Raw genomic sequence first — 14,647 nt, 5'->3', positions numbered from 1 at the left:
CCTCCGCCCCCGGCGCGCACCCCGCCTCACCACCAGTACACGGGATACCGGACGGCCCCCGGCCGCGCCCGCGACGCCGCCATCCCCGCCAGCACCAGCACGACCGCCGCACCGCTCAGCAGCGGCAGGAACCACACCGGGTCCGGCGCCTGCAGCACCACCACCACGGTGGTCGCCGCCGCCGGCGAGTGCGGGGTCCGGGCCAGCGTCATGACCCCCACCGCCACCCCCGCCCCGAGCGCCGCCACCCACGGCGCGCCGCCGAGCAGCGCCAGCGCCAGGTAGCCGACCACCGCGCACAGGAGGTGGCCCGCGACGACACTGCGCGGCTGCGCCAGGGGCAGCACGGGCACCCCGTAGACGATGGCCGCGCTCGCCGCGATCGGCGGGATCAGTACGGGCTCGCGCAGCAGCGCGCCGATGCCGACGAGCGCCAGCAGCGCCGCGGCCGCCACCCCGCCACTGACCAGGGCGGTCGCCCGGGCGGGCGCGACCGGCGCGGGCGCCCGCCCGGCGAGCGTGCGCAGGGCGGCCGGCCGGCCCGTCGCGGTCTGTTCGGTAGTCGTGTCCACGCTCATGAACGCCAGGTGTACCGGGCCGCCACATTCCGGCCCTATACGACGACCCCCACATCGACTGACAACCAACGGTTGACAGGTCGCAGACTGTCAACCTAGGGTTGCACTCATGACGAACCCTTCCGTGGAACCCGTGGAACCCGTCCGCATGACCAATCCGGTCCGCCTCGACGACCTGATCGAGGCCATCAAGAAGGTCCACTCCGACACCCTGGAGCAGCTCAGCGGCGCCGTGGTCGCCGCCGAGGCCCTCGGTGACGTGGCGGACCACCTCATCGGCCACTTCGTCGACCAGGCCCGCCGCTCCGGCGCCTCCTGGACGGACATCGGCCGCAGCATGGGCGTCACCCGCCAGGCGGCGCAGAAGCGCTTCGTCCCCAAGGCCGACAAGGAGGGCGACCCCGGCCTCGACCCGAACCAGGGCTTCGGGCGCTTCACCCCCCGCGCCCGCAACGTCGTCGTGAGCGCACAGAACGAGGCCCGCGCGGCCGGCCACACCGAGATCCGCCCCGAGCACCTGGTCCTGGGCCTGCTCGCCGAGCCCGAGGGTCTGTGGATCACGGCCCTCACCGCCCGGCAGCTCTCCACCGCCGACCTCCGCACCGCCGTCACGGCCGCCCTGCCGGAACCCTCGGGCGCCCCCGTCCCCGACCTCGTCCCCTTCGACGCGGGCGCCAAGAAGGCCCTGGAGCTCACCTTCCGCGAGGCCCTGCGCCTGGGCCACGGCTACGTCGGCACCGAGCACATCCTGCTCGCCCTCCTCGAACTGGAGGACGGCGACGGCGTGCTGAGCGGCCTCGGACTCGACAAGGCCGAGACCGAGGCCCGTATCACCGCACTCCTGGCCTCCGTGCTCGACGGGTCCGCGCAGCCGCCGTCGCAGGAGCCGCGTCCGTGACCTCGTAGCGCTTGACGTACGCGCCGAGGAAGGACTGCAGCGTCGCCACGGCCGGGATCGCGATCAGCGCCCCGACCGCGCCCAGCAGGGCGGTGCCCGCGATCACCGACCCGAAGGCCACCGCGGGATGGATGTCCACCGTCCGCGCGGTCAGCTTCGGCTGGAGCATGTAGTTCTCGAACTGCTGGTAGACGACCACGAAGCCGAGCACGTACAGCGCGTACCACGGGTTGACCGTGAAGGCGATCAGCATCGGCAGCGCGCCCGCCAGATAGGTGCCGATGGTGGGGATGAACTGGGAGACCAGCCCCACCCACACCGCCAGGGCGGGCGCGTACGGCAGGTCGAGGAACTCGAAGACGACGTAGTGGGCGATGCCGGAGATCAGCGCCATCAGGCCGCGGGAATACAGGTAGCCGCCCGTCTTGGCGACGGCGATCTCCCAGGCCCGGAGCGCCTCGGCCTGCTTCGCGGGCGGCAGCACGGAGCACAGCGCGCGCCGCAGCCGGGGCCCGTCGGCGGCGAAGTAGAAGGAGAACAGGCCGACCGTCAGCAGCCTGAAGAGCCCGCCGAGCACGGTGGTGGACACGTCGAGCACACCGGTCGCGCTGTTCTGCACGTACTTCTGGAGCCAGTCGGAGTGCAGCAGGCTGTCCTGGATCTCCAGGCGGGACAGCTCGGTGTGGAAGGTGGCGTTGATCGAGTTGATCACCGAGTCGAGGTAGCGCGGGAAGCCCTCCACCATGTCGACGATCTGTCCGGCGAGCATCGAGCCGAGCAGCGCGAGGAAGCCCGCCGTCGCGACGAACACCCCGAGGAACACCAGGAAGGTGGCGAGCCCGCGGCGCATGCCGCGGGCCGCCATCCTGGCCACGGCGGGTTCGATCGCGAGCGCCAGGAAGAACGCGATCAGGATGTTGACCAGCAGCCCGATCAGCTGGTGGAAGGCCCAGCTGCCGAGCTGGAAACAGGCGACCAGCGCCAGTACGAGGACCACCGCGCGCGGCAGCCAGCGCGGCATCCGCGCCTCCGCCCGGCCGGGAGCGGTCCCGGCGGACGCGTCCCCGCCGTCCGCGGTCTCCGGTGCGTTCCCGTCGTCCGGTGCGTCCCCGTCGTCGGGTGCGTCGCCATCGTCCGGTGCGTCCCCGTCGTCGGGGGCCTCCGCGGTCGGGTCGGTCGTCGTCGTCTCATCACTGACTGCCACGCCGACCAGTCTGTCCCACCCGCTTCCCGGACCGCGAAACGGTGTTCGCCTCAGCGCAGCGAGGCCGGCACGTCCATCGCCGCGCACACCGCACGCCACACGTCCTTGGTCTCCCAGCCCGCGTCCAGTGCCTGGTGCACGGTACGTCCGCCGAGTTCCGCCATCACGTGGTCCCGGGCGAAGGACTCCGCGTAGGCCGCACCGAAGTGCTCCGCCATCCGCTCCCAGAAAATCGTCAACCGCATGCCCCCAGTATCCCGCCCGGGAGAGTGCACCCGTCCCGTTGGCCCCCTGCGCCCCCGCCCGGCGCCCTACGGTGTCACGCATGCCTGGAGACGAATCTCCCCCGCCGGCCCCGCTGGCCCGCGCGGAACAGTTCATCTGGCTCACGGCCCGGGTGCTGGAGCAGCGGCGGTTCGCCTTCCACTTCCTCGGCGGGGACGCCGACGCGGTGGACGCCGCCCTCGGCGCGTACCTGGGCGACGACGGCGGCTACGGACACGCGCTCGACCCGGATCTGCGCGGCCCGCTGAGCCAGCCCCTGCACACCGCGCACGCCCTGCGGGTCCTCGACAGCCTCGGCCGCTGCGCCGGCCAGCGCATCGAGCGGCTCTGCCGCCACCTGACCGGGCTCTCCACCCCCGAGGGCGCGCTCCCCCTGGTCCGCCCGGCCCCGCACGACCATCCCCTGGCGCCCTACCACCCGGTGCGCGACGACCCGCCGGGCGAGCTGCTGACCACGGGCCCCGTCGTCGGGGTGCTGCACCGCAACCGGATCTGGCACGCCTGGCTGTTCCGGGCCACGGACTTCTGCTGGGAGCGGATCGAGACGCTGCGCCACTCGCACCCCTACGAGGTCCAGAGCGCGGTGGCCTTCCTCGACGGCGCCCCCGACCGGGCCCGCGCGGCGGCGGCCGCGGACCGGCTGGGGCGGCTGGTGCGCGAGCGGCACCTCGTGGTGCTCGACCCGGATCGGCACGAGGAGTACGCCCCCTCCCCCGGCTACGCGCCGGGCGAGCTGCTCTTCCCGTACGACTACGCGCGGCGCCCGGAGTCGCTGGCCCGGAGCTGGTTCACCGACGAGGAGATGCGCCGCTCGCTGGACTTCCTCGCGGCGGAGCAGCAGCCGGACGGGGGCTGGCCGGTGCGCCGCCGCGCCTGGGCGCCCGGCAGCTCGCTGGAGCGGCGGCCGATCGCCACCCTGGAGGCCCTGCTGACGCTCAGGGCGTACGGGCATCCGGTCGGCGCGGTCAGCCCCCCAGCGCCCGGACGCCCGCGGTGACCACCACCGCCGCCCCGACCACCACCAGGAACGGGGCGCGCAGCAGCAGGGCCAGCGCGGCGGCCGCCAGCCCGGCGGCGCGGGCGTCGAGCACCAGCTCGTGGCCGGTGCTGAAGGTCTGCTGGGCGGTGAGCGCGGCGAGCAGCGCGACCGGCAGCAGGGCGGACAGCTTGCGCACCAGGGGACGCTCCAGGGCCCCGGCGGGCACGAGGAGTCCGGCGAGCTTGACGGCGTAGCAGCCGACGACGGTCACCGCGATGGCGATCCAGACGTTCACGAGCGGCGTCCCTTCATCCACAGCACGGCCGGCGCGGCCAGCGCGGCGATCAGCACCGGCACCCCGGAGGGCAGGACGGGCAGGAAGCCCAGTCCGAGGACCAGGGCCAGGCCCGCGACGGCCCGCTCGGTGGAGGTCTTCAGCATCGGCGCGAGCAGCGCGAGGAACACGGCGGGCCCGGCGGCGTCCAGCCCCCAGGCGGAGGTGTCCCCGATGGCCTCGGCGCCGAGCGCGCCCAGCAGGGTGGTGAGGTTCCACAGCAGGTAGAGGCTGAGCCCGGTGACGGTGAAGCCGAGCCGGGCGGCCTTGCGGTCGGACTGCGCCAGCGCCACGGCGGTGGTCTCGTCGATCACCCAGTGCGCGGCGAAGGGGCGCACGGCCCGGGGCAGCGCGAGCAGCTGGGACAGCCGCAGCCCGTAGAAGGCGTTGCGGGTGCCCAGGAAGAAGGCCCCGGCGGCCGCGGTGAAGGGGTTGCCACCCGCCGCGAGCGCGCCGACCAGGGCGAACTGCGACGCTCCGGTGAAGACGAGCAGGCTCAGCACGCAGGCCTGCAGCACGCTGATCCCGGCCCCGGCGGCGGTCACGCCGAAGGCGAATCCCGACAGGCCGACGGCCACTCCCACCCCGAGGGCGTCGCGGACGACGGCGGCCCGCGGCCGCCCGGGGGTCGGTCCCCCGTCGTGCACGGGGGCCTCTCGTATCACCATCTGATTCTCTCCCACGCCCCGAACGTACGCGGGGCGCGGCGGACGGTCTTGTACGTTCTTGCACCCGCCCGGCGTCCCCGTCGCCGCAGGCCGGGGCCCCGGCCGGGCACGGGCGAGGGCGGCGCCGGGACCACAGCAGGACCTAGCCCGCGGCCCGCTCCCGTCGGTACGCGCCCGGGGGCACCCCGACGATCCGGGTGAAGTGCCGGTTCAGGTGCGGCTGGTCCGTGAAGCCGACGGTGACGGCCGCCTCGGCGGGCGCGGTGCCCGCGTCGAGCAGCAGGCGCGCCCTGCGGACCCGGGCGTCGGTCAGCCAGGTGTGGGGCGGCATCCCGTACCGGTCCCGGAAGGCGCGCAGCAGGGCGAAGGGGCTGGTGCCCAGTTCCTCCGCGAGGCGCTCCAGCGAGGGCGGCTCGGCCATCCGCTCCTCCAGCACGCTCCGGGCCCGCTCCGCGTCGGCCGCGCCCGCGCGCCGCGGCGGCCGGGCGGGCAGCGGGCCCGCGTGCCGGGTGAGCATCCGCGCCACGACGCCCCGCAGCAGGGTGTCGGCGGCGAGCGCGTTGCCGGCCTCGGCGGCCCGGTGCACGTCGGTGATGGCCCGCGAGGCCTCCGGGTCGGGGACCATGTCGGCGGTGAAGCCGGGGGTGCCGCGGAGGCCGCCGATCTCGGAGGCGACCTCGGCGATCAGGTCCCGGGAGGGGTAGAGGGTGGCGTACGCCCAGCCCTCGGGCGCCCCGGCGCGCGCGGTGTGCGCCACCTCCGGGTTGATCAGCACCACGCTGCCCGGCCCCGCCCGGACCGTGCCGGAGGGCAGGCCGATCTCCTCGACGCCGCCGGTGACGGCCGCGATGACGTAGCCGTCGTGCGCGTGGCGCGGGAAGGTGTGGCGGACGTAGTGGGCGCGCAGCAGGTCCAGCCCCGGCAGCTGCGGGTACTGCCAGTGGCGGGCCCACTCCCGGCGCCCGTCGTGCGTTCCGTCCGTCCCCATGACCCCATTCTGCGCGCCGCCCCCGGGGGTGTCCGCGCAGGTCCGGTGCGTTGTCAGTGCCGGGGTGCACGATGGGGGCATGGCAGGCGCTGCGCTCGACTCGTTCTCCCCCGCGACCCGTTCCTGGTTCACGGGGGCCTTCCGTACGCCCACCGCCGCACAGGAGGGCGCCTGGCGGGCGATCGGGGAGGGCTCGGACGTGCTCGTCGTGGCTCCGACCGGTTCCGGCAAGACCCTCGCCGCCTTCCTCGCCGCCCTCGACCGGCTCGCCGCGGACCCGCCGCCCGCCGAACCGAAGAAGCGCTGCCGCGTGCTGTACGTGTCCCCGCTCAAGGCCCTCGCCGTGGACGTGGAGCGCAACCTGCGCAGCCCCCTGACCGGGATCCGGCAGGAGTCGGCGCGCCTGGGCCTGCCCGAGCCGGACATCCGGGTGGGCATCCGCTCCGGGGACACCCCGCCCGCCGAGCGCCGCGCGCTGGCCGTCAGACCGCCGGACATCCTGATCACCACCCCGGAGTCGCTGTTCCTGATGCTGACCTCGGCGGCCAGGGAGGCGCTGGCGGGGGTCGAGACGGTGATCCTGGACGAGGTGCACGCCGTCGCGGGGACCAAGCGCGGGGCGCACCTGGCCCTGTCTCTGGAGCGGCTGGACGAGCTGCTGCCGCGCCCGGCCCGCCGGATCGGGCTGTCGGCGACGGTCCGGCCGGTGGAGGAGGTCGCCCGGTACCTCGCCCCGCGCGGCCGGGTGGAGATCGTGCAGCCGCCCTCGGACAAGGAGTTCGACCTGTCGGTGGTCGTACCCGTGGAGGACATGGGCGAGTTGGGGGGCTCCCCCGCCACCGAGGGCCGCGAGGGCGGTGACAAGCCGTCGATCTGGCCGCATGTGGAGGAGCGGATCGCGGACCTGGTGCAGGCCCACCGTTCGACGATCGTGTTCGCCAACTCCCGACGTCTCGCGGAGCGGCTCTGCAACCGGCTCAACGAGATCGCCTACGAGCGGGCCGTGGGCGAGCCCCTGCCCGAGGGGGCGCCGCCCGCCGAGATCATGGCCCAGTCCGGCGCGGCCCACGGGGCGCCTCCCCTGCTGGCCCGCGCGCACCACGGCTCGGTGTCCAAGGAGCAGCGGGCCCTGGTCGAGGAGGACCTGAAGGCGGGCCGGCTGCCCGCCGTGGTCGCCACGTCCAGCCTGGAACTCGGCATCGACATGGGCGCGGTGGACCTGGTGGTCCAGGTGGAGTCGCCGCCCTCGGTGGCCTCCGGGCTCCAGCGCGTGGGCCGTGCCGGACACCAGGTGGGCGCCGTCTCCACGGGGGTGGTCTTCCCCAAGTACCGCGGGGACCTGGTCCAGGCGGCCGTGGTCACCGAGCGGATGCGCACCGGGGCGATCGAGTCCCTGCGCATCCCCTCCAACCCGCTGGACGTCCTCGCCCAGCAGCTGGTCGCGATGACGGCGATGGACACCTGGCAGCTGGACGACCTCCTCGCCCTGGTACGGCGGGCGGCGCCCTTCGCGGCGCTGCCGGAATCGGCGTTCACGGCGGTGCTGGACATGCTGGCGGGCCGCTACCCCTCCGACGCCTTCGCGGAGCTCAGACCCAGGGTGGTCTGGGACCGGGTGGCGGGGACGGTCACCGGCCGGCCCGGCGCCCAGCGGCTCGCGGTCACCTCCGGGGGGACCATCCCGGACCGCGGACTCTTCGGGGTCTTCCTCGCCGGATCGGACCCCAAGAAGGGCGGCGGCCGGGTCGGCGAGCTGGACGAGGAGATGGTCTACGAGTCCCGCGTGGGCGACGTGTTCACCCTGGGCACGACCTCCTGGCGGATCGAGGACATCACCCGCGACCGGGTCCTGGTCACCCCGGCCCCCGGGGTACCGGGCCGGCTGCCGTTCTGGAAGGGCGACCAGCTGGGCCGCCCCCTCGAACTGGGCCGTGCGGTCGGCGCGTTCCTGCGCGAGCTGGGCGGGCTCACCGAGGAGGACGCCCGGCTGCGGCTGCTGGCGGCCGGCCTGGACGCCCGCGCGGCGCAGAACGTCATCGCCTACCTCGCCGAGCAGCGCGAGGCCTGCGGCCACGTGCCGGACGACCGGACCATCGTGGTCGAGCGGTTCCGCGACGAACTGGGCGACTGGCGGGTGGTGGTCCACTCCCCCTTCGGCGCCCAGGTGCACGCCCCCTGGGCGCTGGCGCTCGGTGCCCGCCTCGCCGAGAAGTACGGCATGGACGCCCAGGTCATGCACGCCGACGACGGGATCGTCCTGCGCCTGCCGGACGCCGACCTGCTCTCCGTGGACCTCCTCGACCACGACCCCTCGCGCCCCGCGGACTTCGCGTTCGACGACGAACAGGCGCCGCTCGGTGCGGCCGACGTCGCCTTCGAGCGGGGCGAGGTCAGCGGGATCGTCACCGACCAGGTCGGCGGGTCGGCCCTGTTCGCCTCCCGGTTCCGCGAGTGTGCGGCCCGCGCGCTGCTGCTGCCGCGCCGCAGCCCGGGCAAGCGCACCCCGTTGTGGCAACAGCGCCAACGGGCCTCGCAACTGCTGCAGGTGGCCTCGGAGTTCGGCTCGTTCCCGATCGTGCTGGAAGCCGTACGGGAGTGCCTCCAGGACGTCTTCGACGTGCCGGGGCTGACGGAGCTGATGGGGGACATCGAGGCGCGGCGCGTGCGCATGGTCGAGGTGACCACCCCGGAGCCCTCCCCCTTCGCCCGCTCCCTCCTGTTCGGGTACGTCGCCCAGTTCCTCTACGAGGGGGACTCGCCGCTCGCCGAGCGGCGCGCGGCAGCGCTCTCGCTGGACTCCCGGCTGCTGGCCGAGCTCCTGGGCCAGGCCGAGCTGCGCGAACTGCTCGACGCCGGGGTACTGGAGGAGCTGGAGCGGGAGCTCCAGTGGCTGACCGGCGACCGCCGGGCCAAGGACGCCGAGTCGGTGGCCGACCTGCTGCGCCTGCTGGGCCCGTTGACCGACGCCGAACTGGCGGAGCGGGGCGCCGAGCCCGGCTGGGCCCCCGGGCTGGCGGCGGCCCGCCGGGCGATCCGGGTCCGGATCGGCGGCGCGGACCACTGGGCGGCGATCGAGGACGCCGGCCGGCTGCGGGACGCGCTGGGCACGGCCCTGCCGGTGGGGGTCCCGGAGGCGTTCACCGAGCCGGTCAAGGACCCCCTCGGCGATCTGCTGGCCCGCTACGCGCGCACCCACGGCCCGTTCACCACCGCCACCGCCGCCGCCCGGTTCGGTCTGGGCGCGGCGGTGACGGAGGGCGCCCTGCACCGGCTCGCGGCGCCGGGCCGGCTGGTGCAGGGCGAGTTCCATCCGGCGGGCATCGGCCAGGAGTGGTGCGACGCCACGGTGCTGCGCAGGCTGCGGCGCCGCTCGCTGGCCGCGCTCCGCCAGGAACTGGAGCCCGTCCCGCCGGCCTCGCTGGCCACCTTCCTGCCCCAGTGGCAGCACCTGGGCGGTGGGCTGCGCGGCATCGACGGCCTGGCCCGCGCCATCGAGCAGCTCCAGGGCGCGCCGGTCCCGGCCTCGGCCCTGGAGCGGCTGATCCTGCCCTCGCGGGTCGCCGGGTACTCCCCGGCGCTGCTGGACGAGCTGACCACGACGGGCGAGGTGGTGTGGGCGGGAGCCGGCGCCCTGCCGGGCAAGGACGGCTGGATCTCCCTCTACCTGGCGGACGCGGCGCCCCTGCTGCTGCCCCCGGCGCACCCTCTGGAGCCGTCCCCGCTGCACCAGGGGGTGCTGGAGGCCCTGTCCTCCGGGCGGGCCCTGTTCTTCCGGCAGCTGGTGCAAGAGGTCCGCGCCGGCCTCCCGGACGCCTCCGACCTGGAGCTGTCCTCGGCCCTGTGGGACCTGGCCTGGTCGGGCCGTGTGACGAACGACACCCTGGCCCCGCTGCGCTCCCTGCTCGGCTCGGGCCGCACGGCGGGGGCCACCGCGCACCGGGCCCGCCGTACGGTGCCGCGCGGCCGGTACGGGACCCTGAGCGCCACCGTCTCCCGTACGGGCCCGCCCACGGTCTCGGGCCGCTGGTCACTGCTGCCCCCGCCCGCGCCCGACCCGACGCACCGGGCGCACGCGCTGGCCCGGACCCTGCTGGACCGGCATGGCGTGGTCACCCGCGGGGCGGTGGCGGCGGAGGGGGTCGAGGGCGGGTTCAGCGCGGTGTACCGGATCCTGTCCGCCTTCGAGGACAGCGGTCAGGCCCGGCGGGGGTACGTGGTGGAGGGTCTGGGCGCGGCCCAGTTCGCGATGGACGGCGCGGTGGACCGCCTGCGGGCCGCCGAGCGGACCCCGCCGCCGCTGGCGGCTGTGGTGCTGGCCGCGGCCGATCCGGCGAACGCCTACGGGGCGGCCCTTGGCTGGCCGGAGCCCCCGGCGGGCGCCACCCACAAGCCGGGCCGCAAGGCGGGCTCCCTGGTGGTCCTGGTCGACGGCGAGCTCACCCTCTACCTGGAGCGCGGCGGCAAGACCCTGCTGGCCTGGCCGGAGGCCGAGGATCCGCGCCTCGCTGCGGCGATGTCCGCCCTGGTGGCGGCCTCCCGCGCGGGCACCCTCCCGGACCTGACGGTGGAGCGGGTCAACGCCGCCCCGGCCCTGACCTCCCCGCTCGGCAGGTCCCTCGAAGCGGCCGGCTTCCACGCCACCCCGAGGGGACTGAGGCTGCGCAACTGAGTGCTCCGGGCGGTCTCAAGCCGGCCACGTATGTCTTGGGCATGTCACGAAACGGCCGCCAGACACCCCCGAGCCCACCGAAGTACTTATTCATGCTTTATCAAGGTGATCACACACGTCGCGTTCGACGCTGTGCGAACAGAGACACCGACATGGGGGACAAGAAAAGTGAGCACCTTCAGCATGCGTAGAAGCACCCTCGGAGCGCTCGGCCTGGCCGTCGCCGGCACCCTCGTCCTCACGGGCTGCAAGGACGGCAACGAAGAGCTGGCGCCGACGCAGCCGAGCTCCCCGGCCGGCGCCTCCCAGGCCGCCCCGAGCACCGGCGCCTCCGACGGCTACGCCTCCGGCGCCCCGTCCGCGAGCGCCCCGGCCCCCGGCGCCCCGGCCGCGGGTGCGAAGGGAGCGGCCAAGCCCGGCCAGCAGTACAAGATCGGCGAGGCCGCCGAGTTCCCGTTCACGTCCGGCAAGACCAGCGGCCAGATCGCCCTCACGGTCACCAACATCGAGCAGGGTCAGCTCGCCGACCTGGACGCCATGAAGCTCGGCGACAAGGTCAAGGGCAAGGTGCCCTACTACATCCACTACACGGTGAAGAACACGGGCACCACCGACCTGTCCTTCACCTCGGTCAGCCACATCAAGGGTCTGCTCGGCGACGGCAGCGAGGCCCAAGACCTCTACGTCATCGGCAAGTTCGCCAAGTGTGAGGACTCGTCGATGCCGAAGGGATTCACCAACGGCCAGACCCAGACCGCCTGCGTGGTCGCCCTGGCCCCCTCGGCCGACACGAAGGTCTCCGGCGCCAAGTACTGGGGTGACCCGTTCGCCCTCAAGGACGGCCTGACCTGGAAGTAGCGGACGGCCCCACCACGGCACCGCACCCCGACGAGCCCCCGCACCGGCACCCCGGCGCGGGGGCTCGCCCCGTACCGGCCCGCCGCCCCGCCGGGCGCCGCCGCCGGGCCCCGGCCGGACGGCGCGACAATGGCCGCATGCCCGAAGGAGACAGCGTCCACCGCGTCGCGGCCCGCCTGCACGCCGCGCTCGCGGGCGAGCCCCTCACCCGCGCCGACCTGCGCGTCCCACGCTTCGCCACCGCCGACCTCACCGGGCACACGGTCCTCGACGTCACCCCGCGCGGCAAGCACCTCCTGACCCGCCTCGACAGCGGCCTCACCCTCCACAGCCACCTGCGCATGGACGGCGCCTGGTACGTCTTCGCCCCGGACCAGAAGTGGCGCGGCGGCCCCGCCCACGAGATCCGGGCGGTCCTGGCCAACGCCGGGGCCACCGCCGTCGGCTACCGCCTGCCCGTCCTCGAACTGCTCCGCACCGCCGACGAGGACCGCGTGGTGGGCCACCTCGGCCCCGATCTGCTCGGCCCCGACTGGGATCCGGCCAGGGCGGCGGCCAACCTGCTCGCCGCCCCCGCGCGGCCCCTGGGCGAGGCCCTGCTCGACCAGCGCAACCTGGCGGGCATCGGCAACATCTACAAGGCCGAGCTCTGCTTCCTCGCCCAGGTCACCCCCTGGACCCCGGTCGGGGACCTCCCGGACCCGGCGGCCACCCTCCCCCGCCTGGCCGCCGCCGCACAGCGCCTGCTGGCCGCGAACACCGGCGACCCCGGACGGCCCCGGCGCCGCAACACCACCGGCAGCCGCCGCCCCGGCCGGGAGCTGTTCGTCTACGGCCGCGCCCACCGTCCCTGCCTGCGCTGCGGCACCCCGGTGCGCGAGGCCGTCCAGGACGGCCGCCCCGCGTACTGGTGTCCCGGCTGCCAGGCCGGTCCGGCCCCCGCCCCGGAGCGGACCCCGACGCACTAGTTGACGGGTCGTCAGATGCGCTCGTACGGTCCCTGCATGCCCACACCCACCCCGTACGACACCCCGTACGACCTCACCGGCCGCACCGCGCTCGTCACCGGAGCCGCGAGCGGGATAGGCCGCGCCACCGCCCTCCTCCTCGCCCGGGCCGGCGCCGTCGTGCACTGCGCGGACCGCGACGAGCCGGGCCTCGCGGAGACCGCCGCCCTGATCACCAAGGGCGGCGGCGCCGCAACCGCCCACCCCCTCGACGTCACCGACCGCGCCGCGCTACGGGCCGCCGTCGCCGCGGCCGGTCCCCTGGACATCACCGCCGCCGTCGCGGGCGTGATGCACACCAGCAGCGTCCTGGAGACCACCGACGAGGACCTCGACCGGATCCTGGACATCAACTTCAAAGGGGTGCTGCGCACCTGCCAGGAGGCCGTCAGCGCCATGATCGCCGCCGGCCGCCCCGGCTCGGTGGTCACCATGGCCTCCGGCGCCGTGGACGCCGCCCAGCCGGGGCTGCTCTGCTACAGCGCCGCCAAGGCCGCCGTGGTCCAGCTCACGAAGACCCTCGCGACCGAGGCCGGCCCGCACGGCATCCGCGTCAACGCCGTCGCCCCGGGCTGGATCCGCACTCCCATGACCGGCCGGCACGGCTCCGAGGTCCAGCAGCGGACGGAGGAGGCCATGGTCCGGATGTCCCCGCTGCGCCGGGTCGGGGAGCCCGAGGACATCGCCCAGGCGGTGCTCTACCTGGCCTGCGACGCCTCGTCCTTCATGACGGGCCAGATCCTTCGTCCGAACGGCGGAGTATCGATGCCCTGGTGAGCCCCTTCCCCACCCCGGCGGCCGGTGCCCCGGCAGCCCCTGCGGCCGCCCGGGCCCTGCGTACGGGGATCTGCCCCGTGCAGTGCACGGGCAGCAGCCCCAGCCCCCATCCGCCCACCGCGACGGCGCCCTCCACGGGCCCGGCGCCCTCCGGCACCAGCGCGAGCCGCAGCACGGCCCACCACCACAGGACGCCCACCGCCAGGGCGAAGGGTATGAGCAACCGCCGCACGGCCACCTCCACGGGGTACCCCCGGACGGAGTCTGGGGGAGGGCCGGATCCCGGACGCGCCCATCCTCCCGCAGGACCGAGGCCCCCGCACCCAGAACGCCCGCCGCGTCGCCCCACCGGCCCCGGACGGCAAAGAGCCCCGGCCGGTGCTCACGCACCCTCCGGGGCTCCCGCCACGCTCACATGCTTGACTCGCGCTCAAGCGGCGACGACGTTCACCGCTTCCACGGGTGCCTTGATGGTCACCCGCTCCGGTCCGCCCGTGACCGAGGCCACGGAAACCGAATTGAGCATCGGGCGCACCGGTGCCGGCACCGGTTCGCTTGCGGCGGCCGACTGCGCAAGCTCCGCCAGCGACAGCTCGTCACTGACTTCGCGCATCAGCTCGGACATCCGTACGTCCAACGCGTCGCAGATCGCGGAGAGCAGCTCGGAGGATGCCTCCTTCTGCCCCCGCTCCACCTCGGAGAGATAGCCGAGCGAAACTCGGGCGGACGAGGAGACTTCGCGCAGAGTACGGCCCTGGCGCTGGCGCTGCCGACGCAGCACGTCACCCAGCAGGCGACGGAGCAGAATCATCGGTGGCTCCCTCCTCTGACCGTGTAGCCGTAACCTTCACGCCCCACCGTACCGCCTCGCGCCGCGGCCGTGCGGGGAGCGATGTCGTGTTCACTCAGGGCTGCAAACATCAAATCCCCCCGTTCCGTTCCGTATCCTGCCCCCGCAGATTCTCGCGGAGTTCGCTTGAGAGGAGTTCGAGCACTGTCCGTGCACTCTCCCTACGAATTTCCGCGCGGGAGCCGTTCAACCGCAGCCGGGCCGACTTCCTGCCCGCCGGACCCGCCACGGCGATGAAAACCGTGCCCACGGGCTGCCCGTCCTGAGGGTCCGGACCGGCCACTCCGGTGGTCGCGATCCCCCACGAGGCGCCCGTCAGGCGCCGCACTCCGGCCGCCATCTCGACCGCGACCTGCGCGTTCACCGCGCCTTCGGCCGCGAGCAGCGCCGCGTCCACCCCGAGGACGCGGTGCTTGAGTTCAGTGGCGTACGCCGTGACCGAGCCGAGGAAGGAGCGCGAGGCCCCCGGCACCGCCGTGATCTCAGCGGCGACCATGCCGCCGGTCAGCGACTCCGCCACCGCGAGCGTCTGGTCACGCTCCGCGAGCATGC

15 protein-coding genes are annotated in these 14,647 nt (G+C 74.6%); 6 read left to right on the top strand and 9 right to left on the bottom strand.

Annotated elements, in window-relative coordinates:
- Nucleotides 1–26: 26 nt before the first annotated feature.
- The gene (locus tag ACZ5D2_RS37390) at nt 27–578 is read right to left on the bottom strand and encodes an HPP family protein (RefSeq protein ID WP_371676379.1); all 552 of its coding nucleotides are present in this window, start codon (nt 576–578) and stop codon (nt 27–29) included.
- 109 nt (nt 579–687) lie between these two features.
- Between ACZ5D2_RS37390 and ACZ5D2_RS37385 the strand changes: the two genes are divergently transcribed.
- Nucleotides 688–1,476 (top strand): Clp protease N-terminal domain-containing protein, encoded by a 789-nt coding sequence (locus tag ACZ5D2_RS37385; RefSeq protein ID WP_371676380.1) that lies wholly within the window; start codon nt 688–690, stop codon nt 1,474–1,476.
- Here ACZ5D2_RS37385 and ACZ5D2_RS37380 read toward each other — a convergent pair.
- Together ACZ5D2_RS37380 and ACZ5D2_RS37375 are read right to left on the bottom strand one after the other, a co-directional pair.
- Nucleotides 1,409–2,497, bottom strand: a complete 1,089-nt coding sequence (locus tag ACZ5D2_RS37380) for an AI-2E family transporter (RefSeq protein ID WP_371681137.1) — start codon at nt 2,495–2,497, stop codon at nt 1,409–1,411. The genes ACZ5D2_RS37385 and ACZ5D2_RS37380 overlap by 68 nt on opposite strands.
- Nucleotides 2,498–2,730: 233 nt before the next feature.
- Complete coding sequence (locus ACZ5D2_RS37375; protein ID WP_371676381.1) at nt 2,731–2,925, bottom strand: DUF3046 domain-containing protein; 195 nt, start codon at nt 2,923–2,925, stop codon at nt 2,731–2,733.
- Between the two features lie 80 nt (nt 2,926–3,005).
- On the opposite strand from ACZ5D2_RS37375, the gene ACZ5D2_RS37370 reads away from it, so the two are divergent.
- On the top strand, nt 3,006–3,962 hold the full coding sequence (locus tag ACZ5D2_RS37370) for a hypothetical protein (protein ID WP_371676382.1): 957 nt from the start codon (nt 3,006–3,008) through the stop codon (nt 3,960–3,962).
- On the opposite strand, the gene ACZ5D2_RS37365 is transcribed toward ACZ5D2_RS37370, so the two are convergent.
- The 3 genes from ACZ5D2_RS37365 to ACZ5D2_RS37355 form a co-directional block, all read right to left on the bottom strand.
- Complete coding sequence (locus tag ACZ5D2_RS37365; protein WP_371676383.1) at nt 3,931–4,239, bottom strand: AzlD domain-containing protein; 309 nt, start codon at nt 4,237–4,239, stop codon at nt 3,931–3,933. The genes ACZ5D2_RS37370 and ACZ5D2_RS37365 overlap by 32 nt on opposite strands.
- Nucleotides 4,236–4,946 carry an AzlC family ABC transporter permease gene (locus tag ACZ5D2_RS37360; protein ID WP_371681138.1) on the bottom strand — a complete coding sequence of 237 codons (711 nt, stop codon included), beginning with the start codon at nt 4,944–4,946 and terminating at the stop codon, nt 4,236–4,238. Before ACZ5D2_RS37360 ends, ACZ5D2_RS37365 begins: the two co-directional genes overlap by 4 nt.
- 142 nt (nt 4,947–5,088) lie before the next feature.
- A complete protein-coding gene (locus ACZ5D2_RS37355) occupies nt 5,089–5,934 on the bottom strand; it encodes an AraC family transcriptional regulator (protein WP_371676384.1) in 846 nt (281 codons plus the stop codon).
- Between the two features lie 79 nt (nt 5,935–6,013).
- Between ACZ5D2_RS37355 and ACZ5D2_RS37350 the strand changes: the two genes are divergently transcribed.
- The 4 genes from ACZ5D2_RS37350 (at nt 6,014) to ACZ5D2_RS37335 (ending at nt 13,245) form a co-directional block, all read left to right on the top strand.
- Complete coding sequence (locus ACZ5D2_RS37350; protein ID WP_468935768.1) at nt 6,014–10,603, top strand: ATP-dependent helicase; 4,590 nt, start codon at nt 6,014–6,016, stop codon at nt 10,601–10,603.
- 183 nt (nt 10,604–10,786) lie between these two features.
- Nucleotides 10,787–11,461 (top strand): hypothetical protein, encoded by a 675-nt coding sequence (locus tag ACZ5D2_RS37345; RefSeq protein ID WP_468935765.1) that lies wholly within the window; start codon nt 10,787–10,789, stop codon nt 11,459–11,461.
- 137 nt (nt 11,462–11,598) lie between these two features.
- On the top strand, nt 11,599–12,429 hold the full coding sequence (locus ACZ5D2_RS37340; protein ID WP_468935762.1) for an Fpg/Nei family DNA glycosylase: 831 nt from the start codon (nt 11,599–11,601) through the stop codon (nt 12,427–12,429).
- Nucleotides 12,430–12,465: 36 nt separating this feature from the next.
- Entirely contained in the window at nt 12,466–13,245 is a 780-nt protein-coding gene (locus ACZ5D2_RS37335) for an SDR family NAD(P)-dependent oxidoreductase (protein ID WP_468935760.1), read from the top strand.
- Here the strand turns inward: ACZ5D2_RS37335 and ACZ5D2_RS37330 are convergent.
- The 3 genes from ACZ5D2_RS37330 to ACZ5D2_RS37320 form a co-directional block, all read right to left on the bottom strand.
- Complete coding sequence (locus ACZ5D2_RS37330; protein ID WP_371676389.1) at nt 13,193–13,477, bottom strand: hypothetical protein; 285 nt, start codon at nt 13,475–13,477, stop codon at nt 13,193–13,195. The genes ACZ5D2_RS37335 and ACZ5D2_RS37330 overlap by 53 nt on opposite strands.
- Nucleotides 13,478–13,675: 198 nt before the next feature.
- The gene (locus ACZ5D2_RS37325; RefSeq protein ID WP_007266936.1) at nt 13,676–14,056 is read right to left on the bottom strand and encodes a helix-turn-helix domain-containing protein; all 381 of its coding nucleotides are present in this window, start codon (nt 14,054–14,056) and stop codon (nt 13,676–13,678) included.
- A 109-nt stretch (nt 14,057–14,165) separates the two neighbouring features.
- Nucleotides 14,166–14,645 carry a CinA family protein gene (locus ACZ5D2_RS37320; RefSeq protein ID WP_371681139.1) on the bottom strand — a complete coding sequence of 160 codons (480 nt, stop codon included), beginning with the start codon at nt 14,643–14,645 and terminating at the stop codon, nt 14,166–14,168.
- Nucleotides 14,646–14,647: the final 2 nt, after the last annotated feature.

The sequence above is a fragment of the Streptomyces sp. NPDC031479 genome, from assembly GCF_055581065.1.
Note: the sequence above shows the minus strand (reverse complement) of the source record. Positions and strands in the feature narration are given on the sequence as shown.

Bases quoted from the DNA above. Each gene is read 5' to 3' on its own strand.
- ACZ5D2_RS37390 (WP_371676379.1), bottom strand. From the start codon at position 578: ATGAGCGTGGACACGACTACCGAACAGACCGCGACGGGCCGGCCGGCC.
- ACZ5D2_RS37385 (WP_371676380.1), top strand. From the start codon at position 688: ATGACGAACCCTTCCGTGGAACCCGTGGAACCCGTCCGCATGACCAAT.
- ACZ5D2_RS37380 (WP_371681137.1), bottom strand. From the start codon at position 2,497: ATGCCGCGCTGGCTGCCGCGCGCGGTGGTCCTCGTACTGGCGCTGGTC.
- ACZ5D2_RS37375 (WP_371676381.1), bottom strand. From the start codon at position 2,925: ATGCGGTTGACGATTTTCTGGGAGCGGATGGCGGAGCACTTCGGTGCG.
- ACZ5D2_RS37370 (WP_371676382.1), top strand. From the start codon at position 3,006: ATGCCTGGAGACGAATCTCCCCCGCCGGCCCCGCTGGCCCGCGCGGAA.
- ACZ5D2_RS37360 (WP_371681138.1), bottom strand. From the start codon at position 4,946: ATGGTGATACGAGAGGCCCCCGTGCACGACGGGGGACCGACCCCCGGG.
- ACZ5D2_RS37355 (WP_371676384.1), bottom strand. From the start codon at position 5,934: ATGGGGACGGACGGAACGCACGACGGGCGCCGGGAGTGGGCCCGCCAC.
- ACZ5D2_RS37350 (WP_468935768.1), top strand. From the start codon at position 6,014: ATGGCAGGCGCTGCGCTCGACTCGTTCTCCCCCGCGACCCGTTCCTGG.
- ACZ5D2_RS37345 (WP_468935765.1), top strand. From the start codon at position 10,787: ATGCGTAGAAGCACCCTCGGAGCGCTCGGCCTGGCCGTCGCCGGCACC.
- ACZ5D2_RS37340 (WP_468935762.1), top strand. From the start codon at position 11,599: ATGCCCGAAGGAGACAGCGTCCACCGCGTCGCGGCCCGCCTGCACGCC.
- ACZ5D2_RS37335 (WP_468935760.1), top strand. From the start codon at position 12,466: ATGCCCACACCCACCCCGTACGACACCCCGTACGACCTCACCGGCCGC.
- ACZ5D2_RS37325 (WP_007266936.1), bottom strand. From the start codon at position 14,056: ATGATTCTGCTCCGTCGCCTGCTGGGTGACGTGCTGCGTCGGCAGCGC.
- ACZ5D2_RS37320 (WP_371681139.1), bottom strand. From the start codon at position 14,645: ATGCTCGCGGAGCGTGACCAGACGCTCGCGGTGGCGGAGTCGCTGACC.